Consider the following 12,982-nt stretch of genomic DNA (forward strand, 5'->3'; position numbering starts at 1 on the left):
TCCTGACCCTGGGCGTCTCTCGACGTCGTGGGGTCAGTGGCCTGTGTCCGTGAAGACGCCTCACCGAACGAGGTGCCTTCTTTTAAACCTCTAAGAGTCTAGACCCACACTTGCGCAGCCTCGCAACTTTTTGGCGGGTCCTTGACGCCGCCGTGGTGTGATGTAGGCCATGGTCGGAAGTGCCGTCATGGGAGTCCTTGGTGGCCAGCTTGTCGTGCGTCTGCTCAGCCGAGTTGGATCGCCTTGACCAGCAGCAACAGTGCGGCGATGACGAGGTAGCCGCGCAGCAGGCTCATTGCGAGTCTCAGGCCGGGCGACCAGACGACCGGTTCGAGCAGGGCGAGTGGCGGCATGCGCCAGCTCTCGCGTTCGGTGCGGGGGAGCTCCTCGGCCCGGGGCACGGCCGGTGGTTGGCGGGTACGGACGATGCGCAGCCACGCTCCGGCGGCCAGAAGTCCGACGAACAGAACCCCGTCGAGCCACATGGCGACCTGGGCGGTGTTCAGCGACGGGAGCAGGGTGGTCGCGACGAGGATCCCGGACAGCATCAGGAGCACCGAGATGATGACGGTGGCCAGGATGTTGAGCCAGCGCGGGTTGATCCAGGGGCCGTGGACGCCCCGGTCGTTGCACAGCAGGAGCAGGAAGGCGCTGGCGGAGGGCAGCAGCAGCCCGGTCAGGGCCTGCACGGCGAAGAACATCGCCCCCATGCGCTGGGGTCGTAGATGCCGGTCAGGGGGCCCGTGAGGAGTTCGAGCTGGACGCCGGCGGTCTGGGGCTGGTTGGACAGGGTCATCAGCTCGGCGGCGTTGCGGGCCAGGCGTTTGAGCTCGCGGATGGTGAGGATGTCCTCCTGGTCCGGGGCGGCCTCCTTGCTGTCGTACGCCAGCTTCAGCGCTTCCTCCGCCAGCTTCAGCGCCTCCTCCAACTTCGGCCGGGTCTTCACGCGCGTGCTGATCTTCTCGGAGAAGATCAGCTTGCAGACCGGCCGGAGTGCGTCGAGCTGGCTCTGCAATTCCTGCCGGGCGGTCGAGTAGCGCGCGTACCCGATCCGGATCGGCTTCGCCGCCGCGGCGGCCGGCACCGTCTCCACGGGCGGGCCCGGCTTCCACGGCCGTCCCGGGCCGCGGTCGTCGGGCACGAGGACATCGAGTTCTTCGTGGAGCGCGGGGACGAGGATGAAGCGGGCGGTGTGGTAGTTCGTCGCGGTCTTGCCGGCGTCGGTGCGGCACGGACTGCCGGCCGGGGCTTCACACTACGGTCAGTCGTTTCGTTCTACCGTGTTTGCGGCTTGATCGGACGTCAGATGCACCCCGGCAGTCTGTCAGAACCGTCTCGCAGCACATCCGGGTTTTGAGAGGCCTTCTGCGAACGGTGACCTGCGGATTCGTGATCACTTCCGGGCCTGTCGCAGAACTCTCGCATCGCGTCGTTTGTGAGAACCGCCGTCCTTGGGGGCCGAGAGTGAGTCGGGCGATCCCACACTGCGAACATGTTCGTTACGATCGAGTTATGACTGCCAGAAGAGAGCCGATCAGCCGCCGGGAGCGGCCGGCGAAGCCCGCCCTGTCCCGGCGCTGGATTGTGGACACCGCCGTGCGGATCATGCGGGCGGAGGGGCTGGGGAAGGTCACGATGCGCCGCCTGGCGCAGGAGCTGGATACCGGCCCGGCGTCGCTGTACGTCTATATCGCCAACACCGCCGAGCTGCACGCAGCTGTTCTGGATTCCCTGCTCGGCGAGGTCGACCTGACCGGGCGGGACGGCGGTGAGGACTGGCGCGAGCAGCTTCGTGCCGTCATGACGTCGTACACCCAGGTGCTGTTCGAGCACCCGCAGCTGGCGCGGGCCGCGCTCGTCGCCCGCCCGAGCGGGGAGAACTACCTGCGCCTGGTGGAGCGCATCCTCGATCTCCTCTCAGAAAGCGGCGCCGGTCGCGAGCAAGTCGCCTGGGGGGTGGACAAACTGCTCCAGGACGCGACGGCCACCGCTGCCGAGCACGCGACACGTGAGCACGATCCCGCTTCCGAGGACGACTGGAACGCCACGGTACGTGCACTTCACGCCGTGGACGCCGCCACGCATCCGGCGATCACCGCGCACATGCCCGCCCTGATCGGCGGCTCGGTGCCGGACAGGATCCGCTGGAGCTTCGACGTCCTCGTCAACGGCATCACGCACACGCCCGTTCCGGGCACAGGAGGCTGAGTTCCGGGCGGGCTCGCCCGCCCTGCCGGCGGCTGCGGCTTGGTTGAACGCAGTTCTCTCGCCGCCTGCCGCTGACACACAGCCCGTACCGAACTTGTTCGCAACGAACATGTTCGCTACGGTCTTGTGTGTGACCGAGCTATTGCCTGCCGATCACGTGTACGCCGGCCTTCCTCAGGAGCTTGGCGGTGTCGGCGGGACCAGCTCGGCGGACAGAGCGGACAGAGGTGTTCCCCTACTGCTTTCGGAGGCCCCATGAGCACCAGCCATTTCCCGATCGCGATCGTCGGTGCAGGTCTCGGCGGCCTGACCGCCGCCCGTGTCCTGCACGTCAACGGCATCGAGTCGGCGATCTTCGAACTGGAGGTGTCGGCGGCGGCCCGTACGCAGGGCGGGATGCTCGACATCCATGAGGAGAACGGGCAGAAGGCCCTGCACGCCGCCGGCCTCCACGACGACTTCCTCAAGATCGTGCACCAGGGAGGTCAGGCCATGCGTCTCCTCGGCCCCGACGGCACGGTGCACGTGGCCGAGGAGGACGACGGCACCGGCGGCCGGCCGGAGGCGGACCGCGGCGACCTGCGTGACCTGCTGCTCGGCTCCCTGCCCGACGGCACGATCCACTGGGGCCGGAAGGTCACCGGCGCCCGGGCGGTGGGCGACGGGCGCCACGAGGTGACGTTCGCCGACGGCTCGGCCATCACCACCGATCTCCTGATCGGCGCGGACGGCGCCTGGTCCCGGATCCGGCCGCTGGTCTCCGACGCCTGGCCCGCCTACACCGGCATCTCCATCGTTGAGACCGACCTGTTCGACGCCGACACCCGCCACCCGCGCAGCGCCGCGGTCATCGGCGGCGGGTTCTTCATCGCCCTGGGGGGCGAACGCGGTGTCCTCGCGCACCGGGAGAGCGACGGCAGTCTCCACGTCTACACGGCGCTCAAGGCCGACGAAGGCTGGCTGGACACGGTCGACTTCACCGACCACGCTGCCGCCAAGGCCGCGGTTCTCGCCCACTTCGAGGGCTGGGACGAGGGCCTGCGCGCCCTGGTCGCCGACGCGGACACGATCACACCGCGCCGTATCCACGCCCTGCCCCTCGGACACCGCTGGGACCGCGTCCCGGGCGTGACGCTGCTCGGTGACGCCGCCCACCTGATGTCCCCCTTCGCCGGGGAGGGCGCCAACCTCGCCATGCTCGACGGCGCCGAACTCGCCCTGACCATCGCCGCCCACCCCGGCGACACCGAAGCCGCCCTGGCAGCGTACGAGGAGGCACTCTTCCCGCGCAGCGAGGCGTCCGCCGCCGAGTCCGCCGCCAACCTGGACACCATGTTCGGCGAGCGCGGCCTGGAGCAGATGGCCGCCTTCTTCACCTCCGACCCGGCAGCCCAGTGAGGCCCGCTCTCACGGCCGCTGCGCCCTCAGTCACTGAACCCCCGCATCCAGGAGCACCTCATGACCGCACCCCATCAGCGCACTATTCCGGTGCGGCCCGGCCTCGACCTCGAAGTGCGCGAGGCCGGCACCAGCGGCAGCCCGGTCCTCGTCCTGCACGGCGGCCCCGGCCCCTCCAGCATCTCGCCCCTGATCGACCACCTGGCACCGGATCGCAGGGTGGTCGCGCCCACCCATCCGGGCTGGGACGCCACCGTACGGCCCGACGACCTGGACTGTGTGCCCGCACTCGCCGCTGCCTACCTGGAACTTCTCGGCCACCTCGGGCTGAACGACGTGACGGTGATCGGCACGTCCTTCGGCGGCTGGGTAGCCACCCAGACCGTCCTGGACGACTGCGAGGGCCGGATCTCCCGGCTCGTCCTCATGGACGCCATCGGCCCCGTCATACCCGGCCAGCAGATCACCGTGCCCGCCGGTCCACCGGCTCCGGCGCCGCAGGGCGGACCGTCCGCACAGGCGATGGCCGCCATGCGCGCCTACGCAGGGCCTGCCATGGCAGACGCCGACATGCTGCCCCGCCTTTCCACCGTCACTTGCCCGGTACTGGTGATCTGGGGCGCCGACGACGCAGTCGTCACCCCCGACTTCGGTCGCGCATACGCCGCAGGGTTCCCCCACGCGCGATTCGAACTCATCCCCGGCGCAGGACACCTGCCCATCCGCGAAAAGCCCGAGACGGTCTTCACCCATCTCGACTCCTTCCTCACCCACCGAACCTCGGCCACCGGCCAGTGAACCCCTGCCATCCGGTTCCCCGTCCGCGGGCCGACGTCGGCGTTGTCCTCGGCAAGCGGTTGATCACGCGTGACCGTGGGACCGATCCGCGCCCAGGGCGGGGAGCCGACCGCTTCTTCCACCGGCCGGAGACACGATGACGAAGGTCGCGACCATTCTCGGCAGCACCCACACCGGACGTGCCGCGAACGCGTCGCACAGTGGGTCCTGGAGCAGGCCCCAAAGCGCGGCGACGCCGACTGCGACCTGATCGACCTCGCCGAGGTCGCCCTGCCGCAGATCGACGAACCCTTCCCGCCCGCCATGGGCCGCTACACCCACTCCGACACCCAGCAGTGGGCCACGACCGTCGCCACCTACGACGGCTACGTACTCGTCACTCCCGAGTGCAACCACTCCTTCCCCGGCGTGTTGAAGAACGCCCTCGACCGCGTCTACGCCGAGTGGAACAACAAGGCCGTGGGCCTTGTCTCCTACGGCGTCGATGGAGGTGTCCGCGCCGTCGAAGCCCTGCGCGCCCGGTTTCGTACGCCGCAGCGCGATCAGATCACGGTCGACGTCGTCCAGGAAGAAGAAGCGTTCCAGCTCCGGACGCGTGGGCTCCTCGGCGAACTTCCCGTACGCCTCAGCCTGCGCATCAGTTAAAAATTCCACCGGCACCCGGCGGACGGTAGCCGTCCCTCACTAGTGATCAACGATCTTCCCGGGGAACCCCTGCGTGGCACCCGATCACTGTGTTGGCCGACCATGATCAATCTCAGCGCTGTGTGCCGCCACGCAGGGGGTGCCGCCGGCGGCGTAGAGGTCGCACGGCAGCGAGGTGGCCGCCGGGGCGGCGGGTGCCGCGCCGGTGAGCACGCCGACGCTGAGCGCGGTGGCCGCTCCGGTCGCGAGCAGTGTGCGCTGCCGGGGCCGTATCAGTGAGCGGATGGGGATGAGTGAGCTCCTTCGACGGGTGGGGGTGTTTCACCTTTCCGTCATCACATGTCCGGAATACCGAACAGCGCTCGGCGCTTCGGATCCTCAGGATGATAGAAATCCCGCCCCGATCGTCAATGCCTGTGACGCGATCCGCCGAGTCGCGGTCGAATCCGGCAGGCCGTCGGCGAAAAATTCACAGCGGAATTGCGCCACATTTCCTGGTGCAGGTTTCGATCGAACGGTGCTGGCGCGCCTTGCCCGAACAGGCCATGCTCCAGCCCCTGTTGCCTCCTATTCAGGGACTTTGTGGCCGAATTATCCGTAAAGACAGAATTTACTCTCCTGTCAAGGAAACGACAGACAGGGCACTGGAGGGAGCCACGGAGATTGGATAGTTTGACCTGACAACTCGGGGGGACGAAAGCACCATCAGGCACACCCGGCCCTGCGGGCCGTCGAGCAACTTACGGAGCACCATGAGTGCGGACACATTCGACGAGCCCTTGCTCGACGAGTACGCGATCGAGCTCTATGGATGGATTCTGGACAACAGACGTGCCGATCTCGGCAGAGCCGCCCGAGACCTCGGCATCAGCCGGGAGCAGGCGGCGACCGCCTTCAAACGGCTGGTGCGGCTGCGGGTGGTCCGCGTCGACCCGGAGGACGAGGCGGTGGCCTGGGCGGTCGATCCGGACGCGGCCGCGGTCCTGCGCACCCGGCCCCTGCACGAGACCATCCGGCGTGAACAGGCCCAACTCGACCGTCTGCTGCACGACTTCGACCTGCTGCGGAACCGTTTCTTACGCGCCCGCGGCGGTGAGAGCTGCACGCTGGAGGTCATCCCCAGCCTCGAAGAGGTACGGGCCGCGCTGAACCGCGCCGCCGCCGAGTGCCGCGAGGAGATGGTCACCATGCAGCCCGGCGGGAACCGCCAGCCGGAGGCGCTGGAGGAGGCCATGGCCCGCGACCACGCCCTGCTGTCCAGAGGCGTGCGGATGCGCACGGTGTACCACCACACCTCCCGCTTCAACGGCCCCAGCCAGGTGTACGTCGCCCAGGCCGCCGCCCTCGGCGCGGAGTACCGTACCGTCCACGACCTCGTGGGCCGGATGATCATCTTCGATGGTCACAGACTCGCCTTCATCCCGCTGCGCGACGACGTCAACGGCGCCGTCGCCATCCGCGAGGCCTCCGTCGTCGCCTTTCTCCACCAGCTCTTCGAACACGTCTGGGCGCATGCCACGCCGTTCCACCCTGCGGCCCCGTCGCACCTGGAGAAGGTCGCGAAGGAGGTCGACCAGACGATCGTGCGGCTGCTGGCCGCCGGCCTCAAGGACGAGACGATCGCGCGCAGGGTTGGCATGTCCCTGCGCACCACCCGGCGGCATATCGCCGACATCATGCGGCTGCTCGGAGCCGAGAGCCGATTCCAGGCCGGTATCCTCGTCGGCCGCTCGCTCGCATACTGGGGCCTGGACGACACGGCCGGGCTGCCCGAGCCGCCGGAGCCCCGCGTGCACGACATGGTGCTGCGCCTGCCCGGGGGATGAGCCCCTCACGCCTCGGCGCGTTCGAAGTCCCGCAGATTCCGCAGGGGTGAGCACAGCACCCACAGCACGGCCAGGCAGCTGCCCGTCGCCGCGATCCACAACGTGCCCCGGCTGCCCAGGAGTTCACCCAGCACCCCGCCCGTCAGCGTGCCGAGGGTGAGGGCGCCGAAGGCCACGAAACGGACGGTGGCGTTGACCCGGGCGAGCATGTGCTCGGGGCAGACGGCCTGCCGGTAGCTGACCTGGGCGATGTTGTAGACGACGGTGCCGTAGCCGGTCACGAACAGGCCGAGTACGGCCGGGGTCAGGCGGGCGCCCGGCCCCGCGAGCGGGACCAGGAGCAGCGCGGGGAAGGTGGTGAGCGGGACCAGCCATACGGCCCGCGCCTGTCCGACGGCGCGGATCAGCCGGCCGGCCGTGGCGGCGGCGAGGACACCGCCCAGGCCGAGCACGCTCAGCAGCAGACCCACGGCCGCTTCGGACAGGCCCAGGGTGCGGGTCAGGAAGAGGACGTTGACCGCGCCGAGGACCCCGCTGAAGAGGTTGGCGGTGGCCGTGCAGCAGGTGATGGCCCGCAGCGCCGCGGTGCGGGCCACGTAGCCGAGGCCCTCGCTCACCTGGCCGGCCACGGAGCCCCGCGAAGCCTCCTCCGGCGGGAGCGGGTCGGGCTCGCGCACCCGGCGCAGCAGGGCGGCGGCCAGAACATAGCCGCCCGCCGTGCCGAGGACGGGGGCCGCTGCCCCGGTGAGCTGGGTCAGGGTGCCGCCGATGCCCGGACCGGTGATCTGCGCCAGGGACTGGCTGGACTGGAGCCGGGCGTTGCCTTCGAGGAGCCGGCCGCGGGCGACGAGGGCGGGCAGATGGGACTGGTGGGCGATGTCGAACAGGACCGCGCAGACCCCCGCCAGCAGGGCCACGACGATGAGGTGGACCGTGGTCAGCACGCCGAGCCACCAGGCCGCCGGGACCGTGGCCAGCAGCAGTGCCCGGGCCACGGCGGTCCGGCGCATCAGCAGGCGCTGCCGGGTGCGGGCGACCCAGACACCGGCCGGGAGACCGATGAGCAGATACCCGGCCGTCTCCGCGGCGCCCAGCACCCCCATCTCCAGCGGTGTCGCCGCCAGCGTCGTCGCGGCCACCAGCGGAAGGACGGTGTTGCCGACATAGGTGCCGAACTGACTGACCGTGTCCGCCGCCCAGAACAGCCGGAAACCCCGGTGGGCGAGCAGGGACGCCGGACGCGGCGCGGTGACGGACCGGGCCACGCTCACCGCCCGGCCGCGGGCGCGGTGGACAGCACCTCGGCGAGGACCGTGACGGCGCGGTCGACGTCATCGGCCGTGACACCGGAGTGGGTGACCGCGCGGATGCGGTCCCGGCCCAGTTCGGCCATGCGCACACCCCGCGCGTGGGCGGCGTCGATGAGCGAGGCGGTGGTGTGGGCGGTGGCGTCCCGGTCGACCGAGAAGAAGACCATGTTGGTGCGCGGCGGCTCCGGATCGAGCCGCAGACCCGGGAGTTCGGCCAGCCCCGCCGCGAGCCGGGCGGCGTGCGCGTGGTCGTCGGCGAGACGGTCGACCATCTCGTTCAGCGCGACGATCCCGCAGGCGGCGACCATGCCGGCCTGCCGCATGCCGCCGCCGAGCATCTTGCGGATGCGGCGGGCCGTGGCGACGGACCGGGCGTCGCCCACCAGCATCGACCCGATCGGCGCGGACAGCCCCTTGGACAGGCAGAACTGGACGGTGTCGGCATGCGCGGCGAGGTCGGCGGCCGGCACACCCAGAGCGAGGGCCGCGTTGAAGATGCGGGCGCCGTCCAGGTGCAGGGCGATCCCCTGGGCGCGGGCCACCGCCGCGGCCTCGGCCAGGTAGGCGGGCGGGAGCGGGATGCCGCCCCTGCGGTTCTGCGGTGTCTCGATGCTCAGGACCGACGGCAGCGCGAACTGCGGGTCGTCGGCGTCGACTTCACAGGCCTCGACGACGGCGTCCAGCGGCAGGGTGCCGTCGGCCGCGGTCGGGATCGGTTCGTACACGACACCGCCGAGCACCGCGGCGCCGCCCGCCTCGTACACGTAGATGTCGGACTCGGCGCCGACGATGGCCTTGCCGCCGCGCGGACTGTGGGTCAGCAGGGCCGCGAGGTTGGCCATGGTGCCGCTGGGCATCAGACAGGCCGCCTCCTTGCCGAGCAGCTTGGCCGACAGCTCTTCGAGTTCGGTGACGGTCGGATCCTCGCCGTAGACGTCGTCGCCGAGACGGGCCTCGGCGGCGGCCCGGAGCATACGGGGCGTGGGCAATGTGAAGGTGTCGCTGCGCAGTTCGACGACGTGGTTCATGCGGCGCTCCCGGAGATCAGGGTCGTGACGGCGGTGGTCAGGGTCTTTTCGGCGGCCGACCAGCGGTCGCGGCGCGCGCCGGCCGCGGCGCGCAGGGCTGCGAGGCGGGCCGTGGCGTCGTCGGCGGCGGCGAGTACGGCGGCCGGGCCGGGGCCGCCGCCGGCCGTGGCGGACGCCGCGACGGAGGCGGGGTCGAGGCCGGCGAGGAGCCGGGCCGGGTGACCGGTCAGCCGCTCGGCGGCGACCTCCTCGAAGGGGCGGCCGGTCTCCGCGGCCTCGCGGCTGATGTCACCGACGTCATGATGGGCGGTGCGGAACGGTACGCCCGCGACGACCAGGCGTTCGGCGAGCGCGGTGGCGCTGGTCTGGCCGTCGGTCGCCCGCCGCAGCATGCGCTCGGCGCGGGGCTCGGCGCCCTCGACGATGAGCCGGAGCAGGACCACGGCGTCGGTGGTGGCCTCCAGGGCCGGCCAGATGTGCCCGGTGGCCTCGGTGCCGACCGCGATGGCGTTGGTGAAGCGGGCGGTGGACATGGCCGCCGTGGCGGCGGTCAGCGCGCCGAGTGCGGCGACGGCCTTCCCCTGGATGTTCTCCAGCAGGAACGGGTTGCGTTTCTGCGGCATCATCGAGCTGCTGCCGACGAGATCGTCGGGCAGGTGCAGCAGGCCGTTCTCGGCGCTGGTCCACGACTGCAGGTCGTGGGCGACCCGGGTGAGCAGGACACCCAGCACGGTGCAGCCGGCGAGCAGCCGCAGCACCAGGTCGCGGGAGGCGACCGCGTGCAGGGAGTTGGGCAACGGGGCGGTGAAACCCAGGAGTTCGGTGGTCCGGTACGGATCGATCGGCAGCGAGGTGCCGCCGACCGCGCCCGCGCCGAGCGGGTTCTCGTCCAGCTCCCGTCCGGCGTGCTCCAGTTGGTCGAGGTCGCGTACGAGCGCGGCCGCGACTCCGGCGAGGTAGTGGCCGTAGGTGATGGGCACGGCCGGCTGGTGGTGGGTGTAGGCGGGCATCACGGTGGTGTGCCATCGGCGGGCCTGGGCGGTCAGAGCGCTGCCGAGGGCATCGCACTCGGTGAGCAACCGGTCGTAGGGGCCGCGCAGTTGCAGGCGCAGGACGGTCGCGTTGAGGTCGTTGCGGGAGCGTCCGCTGTGCAGCACTCCGCCGGTCTCCGCGCCCAACTGCTCGACCAGGTAGCCCTCGTAGGCGAGATAGCGGCCGCGCGGAGCCGGGCGGCGGCGCAGCGGCGCGAAACCGGTGGCGCGTAGCTCCTCGATGCCGGCGAGCAGCCGGGCGGCCGTCTCGCGGCCCACGATGCCCTGTTCGGTGAGCATCACGACGTGCGCGCGGTCGACCTGGCTGGTGGGCCGCAGTTCGGCGGCCACCGGGTCTTCGGGGGCGCGCAGGTGCCGTTCGAAGAGGATCTCTGCGGCGGCGGGGGCGACCGACGTGGTCAGCCGGCCGGTGGCGGTCATACGGTGGTCTCCTCGTCGGGGTGGGGCCGCAGCGCGGTGCGCAGCCGGGCCAGGGCGGTCTCGGCGGCGCGGGTCGCGTCCTCGGCGGTCGGGGCGGTGGCCGTGACGTGCGCGACACGGTCGCGGTAGTCGTGGTGCGGGACGAGCCGGACCCCGAGGCGGCCGGTGAGCGTGGTGCCGGTGACGTGGGGCAGGCCCCCGGTGTCCGGGAGGACGCCGAGTTCCGACGGGGCGTCGACGACCAGGAAGCGCAGCGAGGAATGGTGGGAGCTACGGGGTTCCAGGTCGACCGGGCGGCCGAGCGCCGCCGTCACCTGCGCCCGTACAAGATCGACTCCGGTGGCCGCTCGGATCAGTTCGGGGATCATGCCGCCCGCCAGCCGGGCGTTGACCTCGATCAGCACGGGCCCGTCCGGGCCCAGCCGCAGCTCCACATGGGCGGCGCCGAAGCCGAGACCGAGCGCCTTCACGGCTTGCACGGCGGTGGCGGCGAGCGCGTCGGCCTCGGCCGCCGGGACGGGCGCGGGGACGTCGTGCCCGATCTCCACGAAGTGCGGGGCCGCGCCCAGGTGCTTGGCGACCACGGCCACCGCCCGCTGCCCGAACACCTCCACCGAGAACTCCGGCCCGGCCACGTACTGTTCGACGAGGAAGTCCCGGGCCACCGGCATGCCGCGCTCGTTGTGGGTGCGCGCCAGCAGCCGTGCCGCGTGCTCGGCCGCCTCCTGCCGGGTCGTGCACAGCCGGACGCCCATGCTGCCCGAGCCGTCCGTGGGCTTGAGCACCACCGGCAGACCGATCCGGTCCACCGCGGACAGGGCCTCCTCCGGACCGGACACCAGGGCATGGGCGGCCACCGGCACACCGCTCGCGACGAGATCGGCGCGCTGGCTGCCCTTGTGCCGGACCCGTCGCACGGCCTGCGGGTCGGGACCGGGCAGGCGCAGGGCGTGCGCCGCGGCGGCGGCGACGGGCACGAAGTAGTCCGAGCTGGTGGTCAGGCCGGCCGGGGCCGCGCCGGGCAGCGCGCGCACCGCGGCGACGACGGCGTTCAGGCTGCCGGTGTCCGTCCGCACCACCGGGATGTCGTCCTCGCGCGCGTAGGCGTAGCGGTCCGGGTCCTCGGCCAACAGGACGGGCAGCGCGCCCAGTTCACGGGCCCGGCGGGCGAACAGCCGGCCGGTGCCGGTGGTGTTGCTCTCCACCAGCACCAGGGTGGGTGGCGTCATGGGGTCTCCCTCGGGGTAGCGGGCGCGGCGGGCCGGAGGACTTCGTCGAGGCTGCGGCGGCCCCACGCCATCCGCGCCCAGCCGCCGAGGGCGTCGTCGGGGCAGCCGACCGTACGCGGCTCGGTGCAGACCTCCTGGTCGAGGACCCCCTGCTCGCGCAGCCAGTCGTCCTGGTACACCGAGTCCTGGTAGCGGTGGCCCTCGTCCGGCAGCAGCGCCACCACCTGCTCGTCGGGGTGGCGTTCGGCGTACCAGCGGGCGACCAGGAAGGCGGCGCCGCTGGTCGGTCCCATGTACAGGGCGTGCCGCGCGTGCAGGTCACGGGTGGCGCGGAACACCTCGGCGGCGCTCGCCCAGTGCACCTCGTCGTAGGCGGTGTGGCGGACGTTGGGCGGGACGAGGCTGTTGCCGAGGCCGCGCACCGCGCGCGGCCCGTCGGGCTGGCCGAAGATCGTGCTGGGCGAGGTGTCCACGCCGATCAGGCGCAGGCCCGGCGCGAGCAGCCGCAGGAACGACGCCGTACCGCCGGTCGAGCCGCCGGAGCCGACCGGACCGACGAGACAGTCCACCGGGCCGACGGCCTCGGCGATCTGCTCCGCGACCACCGCGTAGGCGTTGGGATTGTCGGGGTTGTGGTACTGCCCCGGCACATAGTGGCGCGGGTACTGGGCGCGCAGTTGCTCCAGCCGGTCGAGGCGGGCCTGCTGGAAACCGCCCTCGGGACTGGGCTCGTGACAGATCTCGACCTGGGTGCCCAGCTCCCGCAGCCGGCGGCGCAGCACCGGGTCGATGGCCGGGTCCCCGACGATCACCAGTGGGTAGCCGCGCAGCCGGCACACCATCGCCAGACCCAGCGCGAAGGTGCCGGACGAGGTCTCCAGGACGGTGGTGCCCGGCCCCAGTTCGCCGCGCTGCTCGGCGCGGTCGAGCATGAACCGGGCCGGCAGCAGCTTCATCAGTGTGAAGGCGGCCCCGCACAGGTTGGGGCCGAGGCGCACGAGCCGCGGCAGTTCGGTGGCCTCCACGATGGAGGCGCTGGGCGTGGGCAAAGACAGCGAAGGCATGGTC

The 12,982-nt window shown here is 71.4% G+C and carries 12 protein-coding genes and 2 pseudogenes; 5 read left to right on the forward strand and 9 right to left on the reverse strand.

What is annotated here, in order from left to right; genetic code table 11:
* Window positions 1-224: 224 nt before the first annotated feature.
* A complete protein-coding gene (locus tag LE548_RS36620) occupies window positions 225-710 on the reverse strand; it encodes a hypothetical protein (RefSeq protein ID WP_225101354.1) in 486 nt (161 codons plus the stop codon).
* Entirely contained in the window at window positions 677-1,141 is a 465-nt protein-coding gene (locus LE548_RS36625) for a recombinase family protein (protein WP_225101355.1), read from the reverse strand. Before LE548_RS36625 ends, LE548_RS36620 begins: the two co-directional genes overlap by 34 nt.
* A 371-nt stretch (window positions 1,142-1,512) precedes the next feature.
* Here LE548_RS36625 and LE548_RS36630 point away from each other — a divergent pair, with 371 nt between their 5' ends.
* The 4 genes and pseudogenes from LE548_RS36630 to LE548_RS45675 form a co-directional block, all read left to right on the forward strand.
* Window positions 1,513-2,208 (forward strand): TetR/AcrR family transcriptional regulator, encoded by a 696-nt coding sequence (locus LE548_RS36630; RefSeq protein ID WP_225101356.1) that lies wholly within the window; start codon window positions 1,513-1,515, stop codon window positions 2,206-2,208.
* Between the two features lie 255 nt (window positions 2,209-2,463).
* The gene (locus tag LE548_RS36635) at window positions 2,464-3,606 is read left to right on the forward strand and encodes an NAD(P)/FAD-dependent oxidoreductase (protein WP_225101357.1); all 1,143 of its coding nucleotides are present in this window, start codon (window positions 2,464-2,466) and stop codon (window positions 3,604-3,606) included.
* Window positions 3,607-3,666: 60 nt separating this feature from the next.
* Window positions 3,667-4,404 carry an alpha/beta fold hydrolase gene (locus tag LE548_RS36640; RefSeq protein ID WP_225101358.1) on the forward strand — a complete coding sequence of 246 codons (738 nt, stop codon included), beginning with the start codon at window positions 3,667-3,669 and terminating at the stop codon, window positions 4,402-4,404.
* Window positions 4,405-4,479: 75 nt separating this feature from the next.
* Window positions 4,480-4,872 (forward strand): annotated as a pseudogene (locus LE548_RS45675) (NADPH-dependent FMN reductase); the annotation flags it as partial.
* A 36-nt stretch (window positions 4,873-4,908) separates the two neighbouring features.
* Here LE548_RS45675 and LE548_RS46730 read toward each other — a convergent pair.
* Window positions 4,909-5,064: pseudogene (locus LE548_RS46730) on the reverse strand (DUF4158 domain-containing protein); the annotation flags it as partial.
* 69 nt (window positions 5,065-5,133) lie between these two features.
* Window positions 5,134-5,262 carry an arabinofuranosidase catalytic domain-containing protein gene (locus LE548_RS46735; protein ID WP_374116221.1) on the reverse strand — a complete coding sequence of 43 codons (129 nt, stop codon included), beginning with the start codon at window positions 5,260-5,262 and terminating at the stop codon, window positions 5,134-5,136.
* Window positions 5,263-5,801: 539 nt separating this feature from the next.
* Between LE548_RS46735 and LE548_RS36655 the strand changes: the two genes are divergently transcribed.
* The gene (locus tag LE548_RS36655) at window positions 5,802-6,875 is read left to right on the forward strand and encodes a helix-turn-helix transcriptional regulator (RefSeq protein WP_225101359.1); all 1,074 of its coding nucleotides are present in this window, start codon (window positions 5,802-5,804) and stop codon (window positions 6,873-6,875) included.
* 5 nt (window positions 6,876-6,880) lie between these two features.
* Here LE548_RS36655 and LE548_RS36660 read toward each other — a convergent pair whose 3' ends face one another.
* From LE548_RS36660 to LE548_RS36680, 5 genes are read right to left on the reverse strand one after another with little or no spacing between them, the layout of a single operon-like run.
* The gene (locus LE548_RS36660; RefSeq protein WP_225101360.1) at window positions 6,881-8,140 is read right to left on the reverse strand and encodes an MFS transporter; all 1,260 of its coding nucleotides are present in this window, start codon (window positions 8,138-8,140) and stop codon (window positions 6,881-6,883) included.
* Window positions 8,141-8,142: 2 nt separating this feature from the next.
* On the reverse strand, window positions 8,143-9,213 hold the full coding sequence (gene ltaE, locus LE548_RS36665; protein WP_225101361.1) for a low-specificity L-threonine aldolase: 1,071 nt from the start codon (window positions 9,211-9,213) through the stop codon (window positions 8,143-8,145).
* Window positions 9,210-10,685, reverse strand: coding sequence for an argininosuccinate lyase (argH, locus tag LE548_RS36670; protein ID WP_225101362.1), 1,476 nt, complete (start codon window positions 10,683-10,685; stop codon window positions 9,210-9,212). Before argH ends, ltaE begins: the two co-directional genes overlap by 4 nt.
* Window positions 10,682-11,914, reverse strand: coding sequence for an ATP-grasp domain-containing protein (locus LE548_RS36675; RefSeq protein WP_225101363.1), 1,233 nt, complete (start codon window positions 11,912-11,914; stop codon window positions 10,682-10,684). Before LE548_RS36675 ends, argH begins: the two co-directional genes overlap by 4 nt.
* Window positions 11,911-12,978: a cysteine synthase family protein gene (locus LE548_RS36680; protein WP_225101364.1), complete on the reverse strand. Its 1,068-nt coding sequence runs from the start codon at window positions 12,976-12,978 to the stop codon at window positions 11,911-11,913. Before LE548_RS36680 ends, LE548_RS36675 begins: the two co-directional genes overlap by 4 nt.
* Between the last annotated feature and the right edge of the window lie 4 nt (window positions 12,979-12,982).

Origin of the sequence: Streptomyces sp. CoH27, assembly GCF_020181035.1 — a bacterium.
Taxonomy (GTDB): domain Bacteria; phylum Actinomycetota; class Actinomycetes; order Streptomycetales; family Streptomycetaceae; genus Streptomyces; species Streptomyces camelliae.

Bases quoted from the DNA above. Each gene is read 5' to 3' on its own strand.
- LE548_RS36620 (WP_225101354.1), bottom strand. From the start codon at position 710: ATGGGGGCGATGTTCTTCGCCGTGCAGGCCCTGACCGGGCTGCTGCTG.
- LE548_RS36680 (WP_225101364.1), bottom strand. From the start codon at position 12,978: ATGCCTTCGCTGTCTTTGCCCACGCCCAGCGCCTCCATCGTGGAGGCC.
- LE548_RS36675 (WP_225101363.1), bottom strand. From the start codon at position 11,914: ATGACGCCACCCACCCTGGTGCTGGTGGAGAGCAACACCACCGGCACC.
- LE548_RS36655 (WP_225101359.1), top strand. From the start codon at position 5,802: ATGAGTGCGGACACATTCGACGAGCCCTTGCTCGACGAGTACGCGATC.
- ltaE (WP_225101361.1), bottom strand. From the start codon at position 9,213: ATGAACCACGTCGTCGAACTGCGCAGCGACACCTTCACATTGCCCACG.
- LE548_RS36630 (WP_225101356.1), top strand. From the start codon at position 1,513: ATGACTGCCAGAAGAGAGCCGATCAGCCGCCGGGAGCGGCCGGCGAAG.
- LE548_RS36640 (WP_225101358.1), top strand. From the start codon at position 3,667: ATGACCGCACCCCATCAGCGCACTATTCCGGTGCGGCCCGGCCTCGAC.
- LE548_RS36635 (WP_225101357.1), top strand. From the start codon at position 2,464: ATGAGCACCAGCCATTTCCCGATCGCGATCGTCGGTGCAGGTCTCGGC.
- argH (WP_225101362.1), bottom strand. From the start codon at position 10,685: ATGACCGCCACCGGCCGGCTGACCACGTCGGTCGCCCCCGCCGCCGCA.